The organism is [Mycobacterium] manitobense (assembly GCF_025821665.1).
Taxonomy (GTDB): Bacteria; Actinomycetota; Actinomycetes; order Mycobacteriales; family Mycobacteriaceae; genus Mycobacterium; species Mycobacterium arseniciresistens.
Window position 1 is genome coordinate 1 of record NZ_JACKSJ010000009.1, and the last position, 21,347, is coordinate 21,347.

12 protein-coding genes and 5 pseudogenes are annotated in these 21,347 nt (G+C 68.5%); 15 read left to right on the plus strand and 2 right to left on the minus strand.

Annotated features, from left to right (window positions below; genetic code table 11):
* The 7 genes and pseudogenes from H7I41_RS00475 to H7I41_RS30450 all read left to right on the plus strand — a co-directional run.
* Positions 1–318: pseudogene (locus H7I41_RS00475) on the plus strand (hypothetical protein); the annotation flags it as partial.
* A 66-nt stretch (positions 319–384) separates the two neighbouring features.
* A complete protein-coding gene (locus H7I41_RS00480; RefSeq protein WP_264010584.1) occupies positions 385–1,320 on the plus strand; it encodes a beta-ketoacyl-[acyl-carrier-protein] synthase family protein in 936 nt (311 codons plus the stop codon).
* Positions 1,317–2,093 (plus strand): ESX secretion-associated protein EspG, encoded by a 777-nt coding sequence (locus H7I41_RS00485; protein WP_264010585.1) that lies wholly within the window; start codon positions 1,317–1,319, stop codon positions 2,091–2,093. The genes H7I41_RS00480 and H7I41_RS00485 overlap by 4 nt, the downstream gene beginning before the upstream one ends.
* 165 nt (positions 2,094–2,258) lie before the next feature.
* Complete coding sequence (locus H7I41_RS00490; RefSeq protein WP_264010586.1) at positions 2,259–2,927, plus strand: TetR/AcrR family transcriptional regulator; 669 nt, start codon at positions 2,259–2,261, stop codon at positions 2,925–2,927.
* A gap of 35 nt (positions 2,928–2,962) precedes the next feature.
* Positions 2,963–3,421, plus strand: a complete 459-nt coding sequence (locus H7I41_RS00495; protein WP_264010587.1) for a YbaB/EbfC family nucleoid-associated protein — start codon at positions 2,963–2,965, stop codon at positions 3,419–3,421.
* A gap of 374 nt (positions 3,422–3,795) precedes the next feature.
* Positions 3,796–4,095: a WXG100 family type VII secretion target gene (locus tag H7I41_RS00500; RefSeq protein WP_264010588.1), complete on the plus strand. Its 300-nt coding sequence runs from the start codon at positions 3,796–3,798 to the stop codon at positions 4,093–4,095.
* A 129-nt stretch (positions 4,096–4,224) separates the two neighbouring features.
* Positions 4,225–4,506: pseudogene (locus tag H7I41_RS30450) on the plus strand (WXG100-like domain-containing protein); the annotation flags it as partial.
* A gap of 995 nt (positions 4,507–5,501) precedes the next feature.
* Here H7I41_RS30450 and H7I41_RS00510 read toward each other — a convergent pair.
* Positions 5,502–6,089 (minus strand): hypothetical protein, encoded by a 588-nt coding sequence (locus tag H7I41_RS00510; RefSeq protein WP_264010590.1) that lies wholly within the window; start codon positions 6,087–6,089, stop codon positions 5,502–5,504.
* Positions 6,090–6,882: 793 nt separating this feature from the next.
* Between H7I41_RS00510 and H7I41_RS00515 the strand changes: the two are divergent.
* From H7I41_RS00515 to H7I41_RS00550, 8 genes and pseudogenes are all read left to right on the plus strand, one after another.
* Positions 6,883–10,965 (plus strand): annotated as a pseudogene (locus H7I41_RS00515) (alpha/beta hydrolase); the annotation flags it as partial.
* Between the two features lie 798 nt (positions 10,966–11,763).
* Positions 11,764–12,684: pseudogene (locus H7I41_RS00520) on the plus strand (glycerophosphodiester phosphodiesterase); the annotation flags it as partial.
* A gap of 69 nt (positions 12,685–12,753) precedes the next feature.
* The gene (locus H7I41_RS00525) at positions 12,754–16,383 is read left to right on the plus strand and encodes a LuxR C-terminal-related transcriptional regulator (protein ID WP_505011354.1); all 3,630 of its coding nucleotides are present in this window, start codon (positions 12,754–12,756) and stop codon (positions 16,381–16,383) included.
* Positions 16,376–16,624, plus strand: coding sequence for a DUF7161 family protein (locus H7I41_RS00530; RefSeq protein ID WP_264010591.1), 249 nt, complete (start codon positions 16,376–16,378; stop codon positions 16,622–16,624). Before H7I41_RS00525 ends, H7I41_RS00530 begins: the two co-directional genes overlap by 8 nt.
* A 35-nt stretch (positions 16,625–16,659) precedes the next feature.
* The gene (locus H7I41_RS00535) at positions 16,660–16,971 is read left to right on the plus strand and encodes a hypothetical protein (RefSeq protein ID WP_264010592.1); all 312 of its coding nucleotides are present in this window, start codon (positions 16,660–16,662) and stop codon (positions 16,969–16,971) included.
* Positions 16,968–18,206 (plus strand): hypothetical protein, encoded by a 1,239-nt coding sequence (locus H7I41_RS00540; RefSeq protein ID WP_264010593.1) that lies wholly within the window; start codon positions 16,968–16,970, stop codon positions 18,204–18,206. The genes H7I41_RS00535 and H7I41_RS00540 overlap by 4 nt, the downstream gene beginning before the upstream one ends.
* Positions 18,207–18,267: 61 nt before the next feature.
* Positions 18,268–18,867 carry a DinB family protein gene (locus H7I41_RS00545; RefSeq protein WP_264010594.1) on the plus strand — a complete coding sequence of 200 codons (600 nt, stop codon included), beginning with the start codon at positions 18,268–18,270 and terminating at the stop codon, positions 18,865–18,867.
* A gap of 95 nt (positions 18,868–18,962) precedes the next feature.
* Complete coding sequence (locus H7I41_RS00550) at positions 18,963–19,970, plus strand: serine hydrolase domain-containing protein (protein ID WP_264010595.1); 1,008 nt, start codon at positions 18,963–18,965, stop codon at positions 19,968–19,970.
* A 72-nt stretch (positions 19,971–20,042) separates the two neighbouring features.
* Here H7I41_RS00550 and H7I41_RS00555 read toward each other — a convergent pair.
* Positions 20,043–21,212, minus strand: a pseudogene (locus H7I41_RS00555) (MinD/ParA family ATP-binding protein); the annotation flags it as partial.
* Positions 21,213–21,347: the final 135 nt, after the last annotated feature.

Here is a 21,347-nt window from a genome sequence, read left to right on the forward strand (position 1 = left end):
GCCGGCGGGGGCGCCGGGACCGGTCCGCGCGACATGGCGCCGTCGAAGGGCGCCGGCCTCGCGAGTGCCGCTGCCGGCCGACTTGCGGGAATCGCCAACGGCGTGGGCCAGGCGGGGTCGGCGGGTGCGGGCTCACCGGGTATGGGTGCCCCGCCGCCGTCCGGTCAACGCGGCGGCGCCGAGGAGAAGGATCACAAAGTCAACAAGGCGTTGCGCAGCAAGCGAAACGGCGAGTCGCTCTTCGGCGAGGCAACCGCGATCGTGCCTGTCGTCGGTGACGCCGGTGATCCGGCAGCGCGCAAGCCGGAAGCGTCTTAGCAGGTGCGGTCGCTCCGATCCCTGAGCGTCCTGTTGCCGCCGGTGCGTCCCACACAGGCCGATGAAGTGGCATCCACTCCCGGTTGGCGGGCGGTCCGCGAACACCCGGGAGCATCGCCGGCGGAGATGGCGATCCGGGCCGGGCGGGCCGCGCTGGCTGCCGGTGCGATCGCCCCGTCGCAGGTGGGGTGGGTGCTGCACTCTGGGTCGGGTGTGCAGGGCAGCACGGGCTGGCCTCTGCATCATCATGTTCAACACGGCATTGTCGGTTCCGTCGGCAACGCGGTCGAGGTGCGCCAGTACTGCGCCGGTGGCCTCACGTCGTGGGCGATCGCCGACCGCCTCGCGGAGACCGGCGGCGACGTCGTGTGCACCGGCGCGGACAACTGGTCGTGGACCGATCGGTTCGCAACGTCGCGATCCGTTGGTGGCGAACCGTTCTCCGACGCCGCGCACGCGGCCGTGGTGTCCACGGGCGGCGGCTTCGCGCAGATACTCGGTTGGGGCACGGCCAGTTGTCCCGAGCAGTCCGATGCCTGGCGCACCCGCGAGGCCTTCCACGAGACGGCCACCATGGCGGACTACGCTTCGACGCTCGAGGGCGTCGGCCGTGGGCGGACATCGGAGGACACGCGCAGCTCGTTTCGCATGCTGCAGCGTGCCGCCACGACGGCCCTCGCCAAGGCCGCGCTCAGCCCCCGGTACGTCACCCACTTCGTGCCGCACAGCTCGCACGGCGGCGAACCGTATCGCCGGCTGGCCCGCGTGCTGGGGCTGCCGTGGGCCGAGTCGCTGCACGAGATCGCCCTCGGGCATGGCTATCTGGGGGTGAGCTGCCAGGCGGCCGGCTTGATGCACCTCGCCGAATCGCAGCTGTTGTTCCAGGATTCGATCGTGCTCCTGCTCGCCGCGGAGTATCTGCTCAGCGCAACCGCCGTCGTTCTGTACATCAATCGGCCACCCGAGGTGAGCACCGACGGCCCGACGCTGACGGCCGCATGAGCGGCCCCGCCCGGCGACGGGTCGGCAGCATGGACCTGACCGACGTCGAGGTCCTCAGCCGTAACTTCGGGCGAGATTTCCTGCCCTACCCTCTTATGTTCACGCGCCCGACGCGCTTTCCCACCGCCGACGCCTACTCCGAGTACGCAGCCACGGTTCCTAACCGATTCGCCACCGGCGACCTTGGGAAGTTCGAGAAGTGGGCGGCGTCCTACGCATATGCCGATCTGCGGGTCGAGTGCCACGTTCAGTACATCCCGGCCGACACCCCGAGTGTCCGACTGGTGGCCAACCGTCTGGGGGACAACGGCTTTCTGGCTCAACAGCGGGGCGACGACGACATCGTCGACGTCGACGAGATCTCGGCCTACCAGCTCGGGGCGGTGATCGCCGAGACGGTTGGGTTGGCGAAGCCGGGCCGGCGGGCGCGGATCGCGGTGCCCGAGTACGTGCGCCCCGCCGCTGCCGTCCCCGAGTCGCGCGACTTCTCGGTTCATGACACTTTCGTCGACACCGGAATCGAGACGGTGGCACGGGCGGACATCGCGGCGTACGGAACAGTGCAAAGCCACTGGCGTCCCGTCCGCCGGTGGGGATTCGACGCGGGCAAGAATGCGGCGCTGTTCGTCCGCGTCCGCGACGACGGTGACTACCTCTACGAGGACGCAAGCCTCACCGCTGCTTGGCCGATGGACCGTCAGGCGCTCGCGCAGCGCATCGACCGCTTGATCGCTGAAGACGTTGCGGTGTTGCGGCGAGTCCGTCGTGGCTAGCTGCCTCGCGACATTGCTGGGCGAACCCCACGACGTTGCATCGGCGCGGTCGTGACCGTCCGGCGGCCGTGGTGGCACTCCTACCCTCAGCCGAAATTGTCTTTCGCGAAACTTCTGGGGCCCACCCGCGCACTGGCTGACGACGACTGGCCTACCATCGGCAACGTGAGCGCGACGTCATCCCGTTCGTCGGCCCGGTCCGAAGGGCCTCGGCCGACCCGTCGTGATCAGATCCTGGCCGCCGCGCGGGCGGCGATCGAGCAGTACGGTCCCGGCGCGATCACCGGACAGATCGCCGAGCATGCGGGGTTGGCCAGGCCGAACGTCTACCGCCACTTCGCCAGTAAGGACGACCTGGACCTGGCGCTGGCCCGGGTGGCGTACCGGGAGTTGCGCGCCGCGATCACCAGCCGCCTCGATCTGTGTGGCACCCCCCTCGACGTGGTCCGCGCTCCGATCGAAGCGCAAACCACCTGGGCCGGCGAACACCCCAATCTGTACCGCTTCCTGGTCAGCCGCGGCCATCAGCGGAATCGCGACGATGCGTCGCGAGGGGCCTTCGCGGCCGAGCTCGCCGCCGCCGGTGCCCGCTACTTCCCGCACTTCGCTGACGATCCCGAGGCCGCGGAGGCGACCCTGGTCTCGATCATCGGATTGGTCGACGCCTCGGTGCTGCGGTGGCTCGACGGACGCGTCGAGACGCGCGATCGGCTCGTGGACCGGCTGACGTCGCAAGCCTGGCTGCTCATCGACCATCATCTGCGTGAGTTCGACGTCCGCCTCGACCCCGCGGTGCCGCTGCCGGACGATGCGGCCGAGGATGCGCGAACCTGATACACCCTGTATCATTCGGTCGGGAGGCGTTGACGTTGACAAACGACGCGGCACGATACGAACTGGCCGAAGTGCTGGCCTTGGTCGAAGAGCAACTCGGCGACCTCGCCGCCGTGCAGGAGAAGCAGCGCGCAATGACTGCGTGCGCTCACGAAGCGGACGGCGCGGTCGAGGTCACCGTCGATTTCCGGGGTCATGTCCGCGAGATCGTCGTTGACGAGTGTTACCTCGATGAGCATGAGTTCGCCGACCTCGGTGAGCACCTGACCCGGGCCGCCCAAGCGGCCACCCACGACGTCGGCCGGCAGGTGACCGAGTTGATGGTTCCGATCAACCACAGGCGAATGGCGTTCCCATCGCTTTCCGACATCGTCGACGGGGCCCCGGATTTCCGCGAGTTTCTTCCTGATTGGGACGGCCTCAACGGCGCGCCGACGCCGACGAGAACCGAGCAGGACGACGGCGATCCTCCGTTCCCGACGCTACGGGGATGACAAGACCGGTGGGCGCGACCGGCACCCCTCGGGAGGCCCGGACGGCCGAGTGCTCTGAGGTCGGCCGACGCCTTGGCTGTCGCCGCAGCCGCACCGCGACTCGGTAACGGACTCGCCGCTGTCTAGTGATCGCGTCGGTGGCGAGGCGCGACGTGATCGTTGCGCGCACGTTGCCGTCACCCAGCTTTGTACGTCGATCATGCCTCGCGCCAACGGTTGTCGACGGCGGTGGACCGGCCGACGCGGAGGCGCTGGGCTTGCACGAGTTGTCGCCATGAAGATGACCAGCGGTGGTACACCGTGTATCATTTCTTCATCGAGCGAGCGCTGGAGGCCGCCTGAGCGGCGCAGATCGACGGTGAGGACCTGACCCCATGAGCGAACCCTTCGAGGTGACACCGGCGGAGCTGCGCGCCACATCCGAGCATCTGCACGACGTGAGCGACAGCATGAAGAAGGCTCTTTCGGCCCTGCGCGGCAGGCTCGCCGGCGAGGGTGCGGCGTGGGGTGACGACAAGATTGGACATCAATTCGCCGGTGGTGGCGGCGGCTACCTTGCGCAGCTGGACTGGGTTCAGGGCTCGGTGAATGCGAAAACCGGATTGCTCGACTATTACTCGAGCGGACTGAAGGGCGCCGCCGACTCGTTCGAGCAGGCGGACGAAACGCCATAGCTCCGAGACACTTCAGCACAGGACGTCACATCGCCATGGGACAAATGCGTGGGTATTGAGATACCGCCGTCCCTGCAGTGGGTGTCCTACCTGGCCGGTGACGAGTGGCCGCAAGGCGACGAAACCGCCATGTTCCGCATCGGCGACGAATGGAACACGTCGGCCGCCGACGTTCTCGGCCTGGTCGACGACTTGGCAAGGGTGCGGTCCGCGACGCTGTCCGTGCTTTTCGGCGAAACCGCCCAAGCTGCCGAAGAGCACTTCCAAAAGCTCTTCGACGGAGACCATTCGGTGGAGAAGCTCGGCGATGCACTGGCGGCGCTGGGCGAGCTGGCCGCCAACACCGGCACCGACATCGAGTACGCGAAGCTGATGATCGTCAGCACGCTGGGGATGGCGGCGGTTTGGATCGCCTTCTACATTCAGAGCGCGCCCTGGACCGGCGGCGCATCGACAGCACTTATCCCGGCCGTCGAGGCGGTCACCACATCGGTCATCCGGCAGATCGTGTTTCGACTGCTCAACGGGCTGCGCGCCGCACTGCAAAGCGCCCTCACCCGAACGATGGTCAAGCGCCTGGCCGGCGAGGCGGGCGAGGAACTGGTGCAGAGCCTCGCCCAGGAGCTCGCAGTGCAGGGCTTCCAGGTCAACAAGGGCTCGCGCAAAGACCTGGTGGCCGACATGTTCCGTCAGACTGCGATCGCGGGCCTGGCAGGCGGCGCGGCCGGCGGCGGTACCGCCCACCCGATGCAGTCGGCGTTGGGTAATGCCCGCACCCGAACGGGACGGGCGGGAAACGCTGCGGCGGTGGAGGTCTCGGCCGGCCTGGCCGGTAACGCGGCCGGCTCGGCAGCGACCGGCGGACTCGACCAACTCGACCTGGTCTCGCTGTTGGGTGGGGCGACCGGCGACGGGCTCAGCGGCGGCATGCACGGGGCCGGAACTCCCGGGGCGGGTCCGACACATGCCCCCGAACCGGAGTTGGACGGTTTGGTGCCCGCGCCCCGCACACCGCTCGACGACCATCTCGGCAGTGCCCGGCCGGCCGATCAGCCGGCAACACCCGTTGATGCCGGCCGCGCGGACGACACGGACGGCGCCTCCGAAACGTCGGCGCAGGCGCCGGACGACGGGGCGACCAACGGCGCACAAGACGTCGCTTCCCAGGACGACTCGGTGACCGGCGGCGCGCAGGTGGCCGGCGGGACCGCGCCAGATTCGGGCGTGACCGCTGACGTGGATGGGCCGGAGCCCGCTGTCGGGCAGACCACGCCCACCGAGACGTCGCATGCCCCGCTGAGCGATCCGAACACATCGACATTCGACAATGGCGCGCGCGCTGGCGGTGATGTCCTCTCCAACAACGGGTCCTCGAGATCGGAGGTAGCGTCATCGACGGCGGGCGCTCAAGGGTCGACCACCACGCCTGCCGCGTCGTCGTCGGCGAACGCTTTCGCCGCAGAGCCGTCGACCCCTCCTGCCTCAACGTCGGCCTCCTCCGCCGTACCGTCGGCCGTCGGTTCCACTTCGACGCCCCATGCGGCGACCACGACCATGCCCGCGTCGCCGACGGCGCCTGCGTCAGCGCCGACGACACCGGCGGCGGGGACCACGTCTGCAGCGGCCACTGCGGCGTCAACATCGGCCGCAGCGTCCGGGCAGTCGAGTAGTTCGACGCCTCGGGCCGCAACGCCGGAAGCGCTGGCGCCGAGGAGCGATTCGCCCACGCCCGCGCCCACTGCCACGGTGTCGTCGACGACGAACGGCGGCGCTCCGATCACCCGGGTCGCGGACGCGCGGGTCCCGCAAGCCGGCGTGGACTCCGATGTGGCGCCCGGGGCGGTCGCCGGACCTACCGTCGACGCTGCCGCGAATCCGCCGCCGATGAGCTGTGCGCATCGCGTGGCCGAATTCGTCTCGCAGCGGTACCGCCGCGTGTTCACCGTGGAGGCCGCGGCGACGCCGGACGGGGTGCCTGCGCGCGCGCTGTACACGGCCTTCGACTCCGCGGTGACGTTTCAGAGCTTCCGCCAGGTGGCTGCTGAGTTGAGTGCCATGCCGTCCGGATCGGCGGCGATCATGGCGTTCGCGTGGGCTCCCGGTTACGGCCGAATAGGCGGTCATGCGTGCCTCGTCGAGAACAACGGCGGTCGAATCGAAGTCGTCGATCTCGAGACCGGCGAGCGGTATCCGTGGCCGCCACGGTGGTCCGAGGACGAGGTGTCGCTGACAGCGGTCGGCTACCTCGACGAGATCGGCGATCCGAAGGTGCGCGTGGGCGACTCGGTGGATGGCCTGCGGCCGGCGGACATCATCGGCCTGGTGGCCGGCAGCGCCGACGTACGCGCGGCGGCGCGGAAAGCGTTGCTGCAGAGCATTCCCAGCGGTGACGCCACCGAGTTGAGAAATCCACTGGGCGATGCCGGCTTGGCGGTCACCCGGGCAAAACGCAACGCCGCGTGGTGGTCGACGCTGACGCCCGAGCAGCGCGAAGCCGTGATCGTGACCTACCCCGAGCATGTCGGCAACGCCGAGGGCATCCCGACCGACGCGCGGGACCGAGCCAACCGGATCGTGTTCGACGGCTTCCGCCGGGTGCGCGACGGGCGGCAGGTGAAGCTCGACGAGGGCGAGGCGCTCAACCCTACTGAGCTGAAGTTCATGTTGCGTGTCAACAAGATCGATTCGGCGCTCGCCGCTGGTGCGGTCGCTGCTGAACGCGCCGGGGTCGGGGGCCCGCACCTGCTGGCCTTCGACCCGTTCGAGTTCGGTGGTGACGGCCGCGCCATCGTCAGCTTCGGTGATGACCCTCAGTTCGCGCATGCGGTGTCGATCTACGTGCCCGGATTCGGGACGACGATCGCCGACGTCGGCGGCGTCATGCATGGCGCCCTGAACATCTTGCAATCCACCTTGGCGGAGAACCCGGGCCTTTCGGCGGCGTCGATCGGCTGGATCGGCTACGACGCGCCGAATGACCTGGATTCGTGGCGCGTCGCCGGCCCTGCCCTGGCGCGAGCCGGCGGAGACATCCTGCACGCGGACATCAAGGCTTTGCACGCCGTCCATGCCCCATGGCCCCCGGGCAGCGACCCGGCCGTCGGCATCATGGTGGTGGGGCATTCTTACGGGTCCACGACTGTCGGCTACGCGGCGCAGGGTCGTCGGCTCAACCGCGAGGTCCGTAAGGCGTTCGTGCTGGAGGGATCTCCTGGTGCCGGGCCCCAGCGGCACGCCAGCGACTTCGGTGACGCCCCGGTTGTCGCGATGTCGTCGTCGCGTGATCCCATCACCGCGCTCGGTGCGCGGAGCGCCGAATCGGACGGCCGTATCCTCGGGCGCGGGCTCGGTGTGGATCCCGCGATGAGGGAGTTCGGTGCGATCCGTGCGACGGCCGAATTCCCCTCGAGGATGGACGACCTCACGTCCGTCGGGACGCATCGCAGCTACCACGACTTCCTTCCGACCGAGGGTGCTCGGACCGAGCGAATGGTCACCCCGGACGGCGCGATCAGGACTGAGTCGCTGCGCAACATGGGCATGATCGGCGCCGGCCGAGCCGAAGACCTCGACCGCGAGCGTCATCGTTTCGATCAGGGCCGCGTCGGCATGCGCCCACGGTGGCGCACCGTCGAGCCCGCGATGAGCCGGAGACTACGCATCGAGGGCGACGTGGACGTTCCGGGGGAGGATCGCCACATCCGGCGGCGGTGGAACCCGCGCTGGCATCTCGACGGCGACTCACAGCTCAATCCATCTGAGACCACCGTCAGCCGGGTGCTCGGCGCGTTCCGGCGCGGCGCCTCGCGGAGTGAGTCGCGGCCGGCACCGATACCCCGGAAAGTGGCAGTGTCAGGCCATGTCCGGCAAGTGCTGCTTCAGCGTGTGCCGGACGGCGACGCATCCAAGCTCCGCAACCCGTTGGGCGTCGCGGCGCTGGCGGTCGAGCGGGCGAAAGCCAACCAGAGCTGGTGGCGGGGCCTGACCGGCGATCAGCGGCGCGGCTTGGTCGAGGCCTACCCCGAGGAGATCGGTAACGCCGAGGGAATCCCGGTAGCCGATCGGGATCATGCGAATCGCATTGTCTTCGAGGCTCATCGTGCTGTCCGCGACCGCCTGCAAGCGAGGCTCGACGTGGGAGAGGCGCTGCAGGCCGGGCAGATGGAGTTCCTGCTGCGGATGAACAGGGTCGACATGGCACTGCGCAAGGGGGCCACCGCCGCCCAACGCGCCGGGGTGGGCGGCCCGTACATCATGGCCTTCGACCCGATCGAGTTCAACAGGGACGGCCGCATGATCGTGGCCTTCGGTGACTATCCCGAACACGCGGAGGCGGTTTCGGTCTACGTCCCGGGCCTGGGTGCGACGCTCGACACGATCGCGTACCACATGCACTGTGCCTTCAATATCCTCCAGTCAACGAAGGCGGAGAACCCCGACCTGTCGGCGTCGGCGATCGCCTGGCTGGGTTACGACGCGCCCAACGACAGGGCAACATGGCGGGTGGCTGGGCAGTCACTTGCGCGCGCGGGCGGCGAGATCCTGCACAGCGACCTCCAGGCCTTCCATGCGGTGCACGCGCCGTGGCCCCGGCACGGCGACCCGGCCTTCGGCATCGCGGTGTTCGGACACTCCTACGGCTCCACCACCTTCAGCTACGCGAGCCGCAATCAGCGGCTCGCCGGCGTCGTGCGCCGAGGAGGGCTGGTGGGCTCGCCGGGCGCCGGTCCGCAGCGGCACGCCAGTGATTTCGGCTTCGAGCTGGTCGTCCTGTCGTCGTCACGGGATCTGGTGACCGGACTCGGGGGCAGCACACCGGGTTCGAAAGGTCGAGTACTGGGCCGGGGTCTCGGCGCGGACCCGGTGATGCGGGCGTTCGGGGCCACTCGCGTCACCGCCGAATTCCCCGCCGCCACCGACCGCGGCGACACCACCGGAACCCATAACGCGTATTTCGATTACGCCGAGATTTCCGGGCCGCGCGCCGGGTGGCTGCTGCCGCCGGACTCCGACGTGCGTTCAGAGTCGTTGGCCAACATCGGGCGATTCGCTGCGGGCCGGTTGGAGCGTCTCGAGCTCGAAGGTCCGCGCGATCTCGCGGGGCGACTACTTCGACGCACCGTCGAACCCGCCGCGAGTCGCCGCGGAGGCAGCGATCCTGCCAGATGGTGGAATCCGCGTTGGCGAGCCGGCGAATTGCCGACCGAAACGAGCGTGACAGCCGGCCCGACGCGGGGTCCGCTCGACCGGCTGCGGGAGCTGCTGGGGTCGCGCGAGCTGCCGCGGCATGCTGCCGGCACGCTGTCGGAGGTCGACGCGCTCGAGGCCTACGCCGAGGTCGTCGGCGCGCTGCGTGAGTTGAACCACCGACTGTCCCGCCGCGGCGTCAGCGCACGGGCGCGTGCACGGTCGCTGCACGAGCTCGAGGGTGCACTCCGGCGCTGGTCACTCGACCTGATGAGCGATCGGGCGCGTGGAGAATCCGTTGCCGCGCAACTGGACACGCGCACCTTCGCCGAAGTCGTCGCGGCGTACCGCGAGCAGGGCCTGATCGGCGACGCGCCCTACCGCGCGATCATCGACGTCGCTCTGGGCGACCACGACTCGACGGTGCCCTCACCGATCCGGGTGCTCGGCCTTCCGCCGCACGTCAGTGGCACCCTGTCGGAGGTCGATGCGCTCGAGGCGTACGTCGACGGCAAGCTGGCGATTCGCCGGCTCGACGAGCAGCTGATCCGCGACGGGGTTGGGTGGGCGGAGCGGGCGCGCACGCTCTGGGATCTCGAGGTCGAGCTGCGCGGCTGGACCGACAGCCTGCTCAGCGACCAAGACACGATTGTGGCGGCTGCCACACAACCGATGTCGTTCTTCGATCGGGTAGCGGCGCTGCGCGTCGACGGGATGACCGGGGATGACGTCTACCGCACGGTGCTCGGCACCGCGGTGTACGACAACCCGGACGGAACCGCAGTGCCGGGCCCGCCCGCCGGTGCACCAGCCGCTGCGGAAACGTCATCTCAGCGCAGTGCAGGAGAGCGATGGCGCGACGTGCCGCCCGGCGTCGACCCGATGGGCAACATGGCGGCGCAGGCGCTGGCGCTGCGGGTGCCGGCCGTCGACGTCGCCGACATCTGCCATCCGCTGGGCGACGCCCGGTTGGCTGCGGAACGGGCGCGGGCCAACGCCGCCTGGTGGTCGGCGCTGGACGGGCGTCAGCAGCGGGCGATGCTCGACGGGTACCCGCGCGAGATCGGAAACGCCGAAGGCATCCCGACCGGCGCACGGCACGAAGCGAACTCTCAAGCGCTGCAGGACGTACATCGCGAGCTGACAGCGCAAAGCAACCGTGGTTCGCGGCTGACCCGCAGCGAGCGCAGACTGCTGACGCGCATCGAGCGCATTCGGGCCGCCCTGGATCGCGGCCGGCGCGCTGCTGAGGCTGCCGGCGTGGGTGGGCCGTACCTGTTGGCTGCGGACCTGTCCGCGTTCAAAGGGAGGGGCCGGGTGCTGGTCGGCTTCGGTGACGACCCATACCAGGCGGATTCAGTGTCACGCCACGTGTTCGGCATGGGCACGACGCCCGATGCTATCGGCTACTGCATGGACACCGCCCTGCGCCAACTGCAGTCGACCCGCAGCGCGAGCCCGACCGTGTCGGCGGCCTCGATCGCCTGGCTCGGGTACGACGCCCCGAGCGGCCGGGGCTTGTGGCGGGCGGCCGGCTCGGGTGCGGCGCGTGCGGGCGGCGACATCCTCCACGGCGACATCGTCGCGTTCAACGCCGCGCGCCAGATGTGGGTCGCCGATGGCGAGCAGTTCACCGGCCACCACGTGTACGGCCACTCGTACGGGTCGACCACGCTGAGCCACGCCGCAGCGGGCGGGCGGTTGGACGGCCAAGGGCACCCGGCGACCCTGAGCGGACCGGCCGGACGGAATCCGGCAGAAGGGCCGTCGGAGTCGCCGGTGAACATCAGCCGAATCGCTGCGGCCGCCACCACCGCATACCGTGCACAGGACCTCACGCTGCGCCACGTGGATTCCAACCAGGCGTACGACGTCGGCCACGTCCTGGACAACGCCGGCGATCCGGCCGTGCTCGACCAGTTCGCCCGAGATCTGTCCGGGTACTGCGGCCCGTACCGCATCGAGCTCACCCCGGATGTGGTGGATAAGGAGGGTCGGCGCGCCGACCCCGACGTCGTCGACCGCCGGGTCCGCCTACAGGGGCCGATCCTCAACGGGACCCAGGAGGTCGGCCGCCTGGTGGTCACCTTCTTCCGCGATGCCGATGGCCGACTGGTCGTGCACCATAACCGCATCTACATCTCACCGACATTCCAGCGCAGAGGCTTCCACAAAGCGGTCCACCTCCAACTGGAGCGGCTGTACCGGCGCAGCGGCGTCGACCACACCGAGCTCAGCGCGGAACCACCTGGCGGCGGATACGCAGCCGCTCGTCAAGGCGTGACGTGGAACGAGAACTCGGAGGATCACGCCGCATCCCTGGGCAGGCTGCGCACGTGGGCGCTCGAAACGGCAGATCAAATCGAGGCGGACAGGCCCGAAGCCGCCGCCGTCCTGCGGCACGCGGCGGTGAGACTGCGCACCGGCGACGATCTGTTGACACCGCAGCGAATCGCAGCGTTGACCACTCCGGACTACCCGATGCTCGGCGCCGATTTCATCAACGCAGACCTGTGGGAAGGGGTCAAGTACCACCGCGACGACGCAGCCGAGCCGGCCACCGCGGACGTCAAGGCGACCGCGGTCACCGTCGTCGATCGACCTTCGGGCCTGCTGCGGGTCGACGGACCGTTGGTGGTCGCGCATCGCGGTGCGTCGGCCGAACGTCCCGAGCATTCGCTGGCGGCCTATCAACTGGCGCTCGAACAGGGCGCCGACGCAGTCGAGTGCGACGTCCGGTTGACCCGCGACGGCCACCTGGTGTGCCTGCACGACCGGCGTGTCGACAAGGTGACCACCGGTACCGGCCCGGTCAGCGCGATGACGTTGGACGAATTGCGCGAACTGCGGTTCCACGCCCGCGACGGTGCCACGGACGAGACCTTCGACGTGCTCCTGTTCGAGGATCTGGTGCGGCTGATGGTTGACGCCGACCGCCCCGCTCAACTGATCGTCGAGACCAAGCACCCGGTCCGTTACGGCTCGGCTGTGGAACGCGAAGTGGTCGCGATGCTGTCGAGGTACGGTTTGGCGTCGGCGAGGTCAACAGAAGAAGCGCGGGCGCTGATGATCTCGTTCTCAGCGGCTGCGATGGCGCGGGTCCGCGAGATCGCGCCGCGGCTGCCGACGGTACTGCTGGGCCGCAACGTACCTGCGAAGCTCGGGGGCGGCGCCACCGCCGCGCGGCTCCTGAATGCCGTCGGCCCAAGAATTGGAGCAACGGCGCTCGGGCCGTCGGTTCGTACACTGCGGGAGCATCCCGCCCTCGTGGAGGAGGCGGCGGCCCGGGGCCTCGACGTCTACGTCTGGACCGCCAACGACCCCGCGGACGTCGCGTTCTGCCGCGACCTCGGCGTGCGATGGATCGCCACCGACTACCCGCAACGCACCCGGGCTCAGCTTGCAGCGACGGATGCCGTTCAGCGCGAGGCCATTTCGCCGAGCACGCGTCGTGAGAACTGCGCGCTGGCCCTGGCCGACGTCCTTGCACGGCTCTACCGGCGTCCGTTCTCCGTCGACGCCGAACCGTCGGCGAGCGGGGTGCCGGCGCGAGCGCTGTTCGAGGCGGCGGGTTCGGCCGCCCGCGGTGACCACGACTACCGGCAGATCGAGCAGACGCTGCTGGATATGCCGATCGGGTCGGCGGCAGTTGTCGCGTCGTCATGGGCCGGGCACGAGACGACCGGTGGGCACGCATATCTGGCGGTCCATGTCGGCAACGGTGAGGTAGCGCTGTTCGATCCGCATACCCAGCAGTGGTCGGACTGGCCGCCGGCGTGGGGCCAGTCCGCGGTATCGCGCACCGCCGTCGGCTACCTTCATGCCGACGGCACACCGGTCACTCCGCTGGACGGCAGCAGTGACGAGCTGGCCGCCGCCACGGCGGTCGGCGAGGTACAGGGGCCGCGGGATCAGCCGGCCGGTCAGGTTCGAAGCGCTTTCGTCCTCGCGCAGCTGTCCGAGCGCGAGCGTCAGATCACGACGATGGTGGGCCGTGGATCGACCGACGTGGAGATCGCCCAGCGGTCATTCCTCAACATCGACGTCGTGCGAGTCCACCTGGTCCGGATCATGGCCAAGTGCGGTGTCCAGGACCGGAGTGAACTCGCGACCATGGCCCGTGAAGCGGGCGCCTGGCAGGAAGCGCAAGGTGCCGAAATCCCCTCTGCTCTCGCGAAGCTGAATTCGCGCGAGCGCGAGGTGTTGTTGCTGGTGGCGCAGGGATTCACAGACTGGCAGATAGAGATCCGAATCGGTTCGGCCGCGACAACCGGGCAGGCTGTCCTGAGCCTGATGGCCAAGCTCGGCATCTCACAGCGCGAGCAATTGCGGGAGTTGGCCGAAGAGATCGGTTTGGTCGAGTCGCGGACCACGCAGCACAGCACCGCGGCTGCCTCGCAATCGACCGGGCACGCGTCGGGCGCCCTCACCGACGACGAACGCCGGGTGACGACGTTGCTGGCGCGCGGACTCGCCGGGTCTGAGATCGCTGGTCGGCTGACGATGGGTGAGACGGCTGTCGAGCGTCATCTCAGCGAGGCGATGGCCAAGCTCGGCGCGCGGGACCGAGTGGGTCTGGTTGTGGCGGCGTTCGAACGGGGACTTGTGCGTCCCGCAGCGGCGGACGGGGCACGTGCGAGCATTCGTAAGATGTTGAGCGACAGCGAGATAGAGGCGATATCGCTGATGGTTCAGCTCCTTGATGACGCCGCCATCGGAAGGGCACTGTTCAAAAACAATGCAGAAGCCGCTGAGCGCCACCTCCGCGCCGCCATGCTCAAGCTCGGCGTCGATGAGCGGAGCCAACTCGCGGCGATAGTGATTGGAACCGGTCTGGTGGTGAGCTCGCAGCAGGCGCCGGCGCAGGATCGTCTCGACCAGCAGATCGCCAGGCTGGTGACCGTCGGTCGCACCGACCTCGAGATCGCGAGCCAACTCGCGGTCGGCCCGGCGGCGGTACGCGCCGCCGTCGACCGCGTGATGCACAGGCTCGGCGTCCGTGATCGCCGCCGACTCGCAGCGATCGGGTACGAACGGGGCCTTGTCCCAGTTCGGCGCGGGGCGACACGCGCCCAAGTCGAGGCAGCGAAACTGACGGTCAGTGAAAGGCAGGTTCTGGCGCTGGTCAGTCAGGGGCTGACGAATCCTGAGATCGACAAGCGGTTGGGTGTGGGCACCTCAGCGAATTCAGTAGTGAACGCCCTGATGGCCAAATTCCGCGTCAGCGAAGCGACGCAACTGGTGCGGATCTATCACGAGAGTGCGGCGGGGCTGACCGATGACCAGCTTCGGATGACGGCGCTACTGGCGGATGGACAGTCGGTCGGGCAGATCAGCAGAGCGCTGTCGATCGGCGAGCAACGGGTCCGAATGACACTCGCAGCCGCAATGCAGAAGCTGGGAGCGTCCGACTACGCCGAGCTGACATTGAACTTCCGCCGCTCTGGCCTGCGACCGTCGGCACTCTCCGCGGCCCAACCGCCGACGCGGCCGGACCCAGCGGGTGAGGCGATCGATGAGCGCACCATTGCCCGCTTCCACAGCCGTCAGCGGCAGGTTGTCGTCATGTTCGGCCTCGGACACACCGAGAGCGAGATCGCTCAGCGGCTGTCCCGGCCCCTCTGGGAGGTGGAGCGTCACCTGCGAGCGGCGATCTCCAAGGTCGGCCTCCGCGATCGGGCCGCGTTGCAGAAGAAACTGTCCGAGAGCAATCTCATTCTCCGAGTGTCCGAGACCGACGCCGGGGCGACGCTGAGCCGACTCTCCGGCCGCGAGGCAACTGTCGTCGGCCTGATCGCCGACGGTCTCAGCGACGCCCAGATCGACGGACGTATGTCGTGGACATCGGGCACCGCGCAGGACCTGGTGCGAGCGATCCTCGAAAAGACCGGCGCATCGACGCGCACACATCTCATGGCGCTCGCTTATCAGCGCCCGGTGCCGGTTTCGCCTGATCAAGTGCCCCCGGCCGAACGGCACGCTGACGCCATCACGCTGCGAGAGCTCGCGCCGGACGCGTTGCGCAACACGCTGGGGTTGCCCGACTATCGGCCGGGCACTCTGTCCGACATCGAGACGAGCGCGGTGTACAGCCACGGTGAGCACGAGTTGCAGCGTCTGAGCCAGCGGCTCGCCGCCGAGGGTCGCAGCGCCGAGTACCGGGCGCGCATGCTCTCCGGGCTCCGACGCTCACTGCGGCTCTGGACCTTGTCGCTGATGAGCAACCGCGCCGCGGCCGACTGGATGCAAGCCAACGAAAAGCAGCCCGACTTCGATGATCTCGTGGCCAGGCAGCGGGCCAAAGGTGTCGCAGGTGAGCAGGTATACGAGGTCATCATCGCCTCGGCCACGCGTGTGAATGCCGGTCCGGGCACGGTGTCAGACACGGGCACGGTCGCCGTTTACAGCAGGTTCGAGGCGCGCATCCGCGCGGTTCGGGACGAGCTGGTCGCCGCCGGCCGACCGGTCGAGGAGCAGGCCAGGAACCTGTACGAACTGCGACGCTCGTTGCGGCGCTGGACACGCGCCATGATGGGTAATCGGGTGGCAGCCGAGTGGCTCGAAGCCCACGAGGTCGACCCCACGTTCGACGAGCTTGTGATCCGCCATCGTTCCGCGGGGCTGTCTAATCACGCGGTGTTCGAGGCGATCATCGCAACGGCCACGCACAGCCACTACGGGCTGGGAACGCTGTCAGAGGCCGAAACCCGGACGGTGTATCTGCAATTCGAACTCCGGATGCGTACTGTCGCCGCTCAACTTCTCGACGAGGGCGTCAGCCTCGAGAGCCGGGCTCGGATCCTGTCGGAGTTGCGGCGCTCCCTGCGAAGCTGGACCCGCGCGTTGATGCGCAACCGAGAGCTGGCGGATTACCTGACCGCCGCCGAACCGAACGTCAGCTTCGAGGAACTCGTCGAGCGCAAGCGCAAAAAGGGGTTCCAGGGCGATGCGATCTATCAGGACATCATCGACAGTTCGACGCGGAGCCGGGCGACGGTGAACGAGAATCTGGGAGTGAACCCTGAGAAACCACCGCCGTTGCCGCCGATGCGGGGATCCAAGGACGATATGAGCGACCGAATGGAGCCGCCACGTGACTGAGAGCCGAGACCCGATGCCGTTGCGCTACGACCAGAAGGGATTGCGGGGTAAGCGTGCGCTGGTGCTCGTCGACGAGCCGACCGACGAGATCGACTGGCCGGCCGATCTGCCGCCCGGCACTACGACGGTCATCATCCTCGACGACGAGCCCAACCCGCACCACACGCTGCGTGTCCACCCACCGGATGATCCTGATCGAGTGGCGTTGGTGGTCTACGACCAGCTGGCGCTTCGTGACTGAGTCGCGCCGGACACCCACGGAAACGATCGAGAGGTATGAAAATGGAAGCAGCCGAGGCGATCTCATTGGCGGCTGAGTATGTCAGGTCGCGGGGTCTGAATTATCCGACCGACGGTCTGGAGGCTGACCGTTTCGAGGCCGGTTGGAGCGTGTTCGCGCCCGTGGAGATAGACGCGAACGATCCGCTGGCGTTTCTCGACATGCCTTTGGGGCGGGCGATCTTCCTGGTCGGGGACTCCGGACGGATCGAGGAGTCGTCGTCATCGGTGCCTCCGCAGCAGGCGCGCGATGCCTTCACCGCGCGCGAGCGCCTGGCCGGCGCAGGCGAGAACGGCGAGCTGCAGTGAGCACTCCCAGCGGCTACAGCGAGCGTGACTTCATGGCCGACCTCGGCGAGCGCCTGCGCGAACGGGAGGCCGAGGGTGAGCCGCTGATCGCCGGCTTCACCGTCGTCGACGAGCCGCCGGAGGGCGCCGACGGCTTCGGCGACGAGGAGGCCACCACCGCCGAGGCCTCGCGTCTGCTCGAACCGATCGTCACGGAACTGGCCGCGCTCGGGCCGGCGCGATGGCAGCGGTTCGAGGCGGTGTTCGCGTTCACCGTGACCGCGGAGGTCGCCCAGCTGAGGTTCTTCGTCGACGAACAGTCCGGGTTGGTTCCCGTTCCGAAGGCGATTGCGGCGGTTGTGCGTCAGCAACGTCTGGTGGCGGCTGAGATGCCGGCGGGGCCCTGGTGGCGGTTGCTGCTGAGTGTGACTGAGGGCGGCGAGATGACCGTCGACTACGACTACGGCGACGATCCGTTCCCCGACGACCAGATCCTGGCGCCCGAGGACTACCTCGCCGACCTGGACACCTTCCCGCGCAACTGGGTGCCGGTTTGGCTGGCCGGCTACATCGCCGGTCCGGACGCCCAGGGCCGCAGCCCGCGGCGTGCGGCGGCTCAAGCGTCAGCTGACAGGGCCGTCGGCCGCGGCAGCGTCACCTCCCAAGACGTGGCACCGCTGACAGAGGTCTGGGCGCGCTGGGCGGCGCTGTCGGCGGTGCACGTCGGCGTCGGCTCGGAATGGGGACCACGGATCAAGCCGGGCTACGGCTGGTTCGAGGGGAATGAGCGCAGCGGGTCCACTCTGTATGTGCTGCCCGGTGATCGGGCCGTGCTGTCCGGCGGCCGCTGGGGCTCAGCGTTGCTGGACGCCGCCTACAACGGTGGCGAGGACCTGCCGGCGTTGTACGCCGGCGCGCCGGCCTGGGTCACCGACGGTGTGCTCAACACGCGAAATCGCAATGGTCTGCTGAGCTTCTGCTACTGGTGGATGGGCGGTCAATGGCACCGCGGCGGGACCGACACGCACGACGAGCTGGTCGCCCTGCCGGCCGTCGGCACGGCCGACGAGACAGTCGATGCGATGGTCGCCGAGACCGGCGCTCAGACCGCGGCCCAGTGTCGCGCGCTGCTGGCGGCGGCCGCCGAGCGATCGACGACCTACGACGCCGTTGCCGCCGTGTTCGCCGAACATCCCGACGCCGACATCGACGCCGCGGTGAACCAGCTCGACGTGGCCGGCCTGATGGCGCGATAGCCCGAGCCGGCCGTTGTATCCGAAAGTCTCTGCACATCATCGTGAAGAAAGGTGATCAACCATGCCAGGAACGCCACTGCCGGCCGCCGATGAACGCCAGAGTCTCCTGGAATTTCTGGCCTTTCAACAGAACGCGTTCTTCGCGGCCGCGTACGGACTGACCGACGCGCAGGCCCGGTCCACGCCGTCGGTCAGCAGCCTGTCGATCGGCGGGCTGGTCAAACACGCCGCCGCCGTGCAGAGGGGCTGGGTGCAACGCGCGGCCTGCGCGCCGGACTTCCCGCCGAAGTACGACCGCCCGATGGCGGAGGTCATGGCCGAACACGCCGACCAGTACGTGATGCGCGACGACGAGACCCTGGAGCAACTGCTCGCCGGACTCGAGAAGCAGAACGCCGAAGCGCTGCGGGTGTTTCGCGAGGCAGACCTCGACTCCCAGGTGCCGGTGCCGCGCGACGTGCCGTGGTTTCCGCAGGATCTCGACCACTGGAACGTGCGCTGGGTCGTGCTGCACGTCATCGAGGAGCTGTCCCGCCACGCGGGGCATGCCGACATTGTCAGGGAATCCGTCGACGGCGCAACGATGTACGAGCTGATGGCTGCGTATGAAGGATGGCCGGAAACGGACTACATCAGGCCCTGGAATCCGGCCGCGTCGTAATCGGTATGCAGTGCGGCTGTTGGGCAAGGCATCGCCTTCTGCTGACCCTGTGCATGGTCGCATTCTCGGTCGCCGCTTGCGGCAGTGGTCAAGGAGTGGTCTCCGAGCAGCAACTGCGGGCGAGAAATACTGGTCTGGAAGCGGCTTTCGCGCAACTCGAGCGAGAGAGTACGCCCGTCGTCGTCGGCGTGTCGCTGGGCGGGGCACCAGCGCACGTGCGTGAGTTCGGACCGCTACGCGCAGACGGCGTGGCCGCAGAGGAGACGTTGGTCGACATGGGGTCCATCACCAAGACGGTCACGGGAGTGGCGATTTCAAGACTGGTCGAGCACGGGATGGTCCGTCTGGACGAGACGCTCGCCGACATCCTGCCCGACGTCCCCGCGGACAAGGCGGCGATCACAGTTGAGCAGCTGCTCACGCACAGCGGCGGCCTCACAGAGGCGATCGGCGACGATGCTGAGGAACTCGACCGCGGCCAGTTCCTACGGCGCGCGCTGGCGTCCGAGTTGGTCGGAGAGCCCGGTGGGCACTACGCCTATTCCAACGTCGGATACTCGATACTCGCCGCCATCATCGAAGTTCGCAGCGGTCGTCCCTACGACGAATTTCTACGTGCGGAGTTGTTGGCGCCGGCGGGTCTCGATGGAATCGGCTACATGGCCGCGTACGACGTCGGCCGAACGTTGCGCACTCCGAGCGGCAAAGGTGTCCTCGAAGCGAGTTGGGGCGGCCACGACGCCTCGTGGCACCTCATCGGCAACGGAGGGCTTGTGACCACCGCACGGACGTTCGTCGACTTCCTTCGAGCACTGACGGACGGAAAGATTCTCACACCTCCCTCGCTTGACCGGATTCGTGAGCCGAGGGTGGCCGAGGACGACGCAGGCACCAGCTTCTACGGTTACGGCGTTGTCGTGCAGGATCTCCCGCAGCTCGGCCGGGTGTACTGGCACGACGGTGGGAACGGCGTCTTCTCTGCCGAGTGGTCGGTTGACGCCGATACGGGCGACGTCGTCTTCGTCGCGGGGGTCGACGAGGGTGCGGAGGAGGGAACGGCCTCAGCGGCCATGGGTGTCCTGCGCGATCACCTCTACCGTTGAACGTCGACTCTCACCCCACGATGGAGTCGCGGTGGACGGGGCTGTGTCAGCTCGGGGCGAGAGCGCGCCGTTTCAGCCGCCCAGTCGCGAGAAATTGTCGGCGACGGCACCGGCCAGTTCCAGGTACGCCCTGACGGTGGCCGGTTTGAGCAACGCGAAGTCGACGTCGGCGCCTTCGGCTAGATGAGGGTCGAACGGCACGAGGTGGATCGAGGCGCAACGCGCCTCGAAGTGCTCGACGACCTTGTCCACCTTTATCGCCGCTGCGCTCGGTCGGGACGCGCTCAAGACCACATGGGCGTCCCGCACCAACCCGGAATGACCGTGCTGCATGAGCCAGTCCAGCGTCGCCGATGCACTGCGTGCGGCGTCCAGTGCGAGTGAACTGACGAGGACCAAAGAGTGCGCGAGATCGAGCACACCGGTCATCGCCGAATGCATGATGCCGGTGCCGCAGTCGGTGAGGATCACGTTGTAGTAGCGCCGCAGTACGTCGACCGTACGGCGGTACTCGTCTTCACCGAAGACATCGGCCGCGGCCGGGTCCTGTTCGCTGGCCAGCACCTCGAGGCGGCTGAAGGCCATCCGCGTGTGGCCCCGGACGTCGGCGTAGCTGCTGATACGTGGGTCGGAGATCAGATCGCGCACGGTCGACCGGTTCGTGGTGTCCCGGACACGCTCGGCAAGTGTGCCGCGGTCGGGGTTGGCGTCGACCGCGATCACCCGATCCGAACGGGTCATCGCCAGCGCCGAGCCCAATCCCAAGGTGGTGGTCGTCTTCCCCACGCCGCCCTTGACAGAGAGGATCGCCACCCGGAAATCGCCGGCAATGGGCCGGCGGATCCGGGCGAGCAGGGCGTCGTACTCACGCTGCCGACGAGATGCGCCGGGGTTGACATGGCCGCCGCTGAGTAGGTGAACCGTTCTGCGCCAACCTGATCGGGGTGACGGGCGATCGCCGGGAGCCGGCACCGCCTCCTCCAAGGACGGCGGCGTACGAAACGCCCGTGGTGGCAGCGAACCGAGCGGTGGAGGCGGGGGCGGAAACGGAACCGGCGGGACCGGCAGCACCCCCGGCTGCGGGACATAGCCGGTGGGCGGCGGGCCGGGCCATCCCGGTGGGGGAGGCGGCAGCCACCACGCGGGGGGCGGGTTGGATGCCGGCGTGGGCGGTTCGGGTACAGGTGGGTTGGCTTGTGGGAGGGGGCGGTAGCCGGTCGGCGTGTGCGGCGCCGGCACGGACTCCGGCTGGGTGTCGACCGCCTCGGCCGCCGTCGCATCGGCGAACATCCTCGGTACGGCGGCTGTCGGAGTCTGCCACGGTGGCAAAGCCATCCGACGTGACGACTGCGCGTTCGTCCCGTTGTCGTCGGCTCT

Excerpts from the sequence above, each read along its gene's own strand:
- H7I41_RS00485 (WP_264010585.1), top strand. The coding sequence starts at position 1,317 with ATGAGCGGCCCCGCCCGGCGACGGGTCGGCAGCATGGACCTGACCGAC.
- H7I41_RS00500 (WP_264010588.1), top strand. The coding sequence starts at position 3,796 with ATGAGCGAACCCTTCGAGGTGACACCGGCGGAGCTGCGCGCCACATCC.
- H7I41_RS00535 (WP_264010592.1), top strand. The coding sequence starts at position 16,660 with ATGAAAATGGAAGCAGCCGAGGCGATCTCATTGGCGGCTGAGTATGTC.
- H7I41_RS00545 (WP_264010594.1), top strand. The coding sequence starts at position 18,268 with ATGCCAGGAACGCCACTGCCGGCCGCCGATGAACGCCAGAGTCTCCTG.